Source organism: Colwellia sp. TT2012, from assembly GCF_001440345.1.
GTDB lineage: Bacteria > Pseudomonadota > Gammaproteobacteria > Enterobacterales > Alteromonadaceae > Colwellia.
Genome location: NZ_LJYX01000074.1, coordinates 1 through 1,068, shown reverse-complemented (window position 1 = coordinate 1,068; position 1,068 = coordinate 1). Strand labels below are relative to the sequence as shown.

At 46.3% G+C, this 1,068-nt stretch carries 2 protein-coding genes; one reads left to right on the top strand and one right to left on the bottom strand.

Features of this window, described 5'->3' with window-relative positions:
• Positions 1–251, bottom strand: a 251-nt coding sequence (locus tag ASU03_RS18720; protein ID WP_157465979.1) for an ASCH domain-containing protein, incomplete at its 3' end; no start/stop codon positions are given.
• A gap of 522 nt (positions 252–773) precedes the next feature.
• On the opposite strand from ASU03_RS18720, the gene ASU03_RS18715 reads away from it, so the two are divergent.
• On the top strand, positions 774–1,068 hold a 295-nt coding region (locus ASU03_RS18715), incomplete at its 3' end, for a hypothetical protein (protein WP_157465978.1).

The window sequence follows — 1,068 nt, the reverse complement described above, 5'->3', positions numbered from 1 at the left end:
TAACGAATTATACGCATCAAAATAACTCTAATGACACATACAGGTTCTCCCTTGCTGTTGAGGATGATGCTGTAACCGCCAATAGTTGGTGATTCTTCTTCATGCTTGAATGACGAGAGCGAGCTACACCCGGCTGTTTTTATTCCGTTAACAACAAGCTCAGCCAGCTCATCGGCCATTTCTGGAGTATCCCCAAATTGCCATGCAATAGCTCCGGGATACTTAACCTTTAAATCATCAACTACATTCACAACCACCCCCCTTTAAATCATATTATTGGCGCCCACTAAATCGTCATGATCAAGGCTTCTGCGAAACTCAGTTGCTAGATTTTTTCTATTCTAGTCCAGCCTCGCTTCTTCGGTCCAGATACTGCAAGCGACCTCATCGGCGTGCCAAAAAATCTTGAGCGGATGATTAGTTCGGTACCATCAATCGAGTACGACCGCCGCCTGCAGCGGACCGACCAACGGGCTGTTCGTTATGAATGAGTGAACGCCCCCCCGGCTTCGTAAAATTTTCGAATGCTTGCCTCTGGCCGGTTGAAGCCCGCCACAAAAGGCAGAAACCGGACAGAAGCGGACGGTGGGCAGTCTACTAATGCATCAGCAATGATGCACCCATCACTGTCGCGCTCTTACGTTGTATTGTCGCGCTTACAAAATCACCTTTTATGATGGTCAATTGGTTATGTGTGGCGATGGAAAGCTATACAACATACACTCAACGATTCTGCGACAGAACCGTCGCCTAATAAATATTTAGGAGCAATTATGAAACTTATCTCGGCACTCACAATTTTGTTATTTGCACTAGTAGGATGCGTGACAACTGGGAGCCAATCGCCACAGCAAGCCGCACAATCTGCGGCAATTTTATTTGAGCAACAAAAATTCAATTTAGTTTGGGTTCCCGCAGCGAATAACGGCATCTCCGGAGCTATGGCATCCGCTCTTATCGGAAGTGCAGGTTTAGAATCTCCAATCGTTTCAAACATTCACCAAATAATTGCCCCTGCAAGCAAAGCTGATGTTCGTGTCGCCATCTCAGGAACCAATAGTTCTTTTG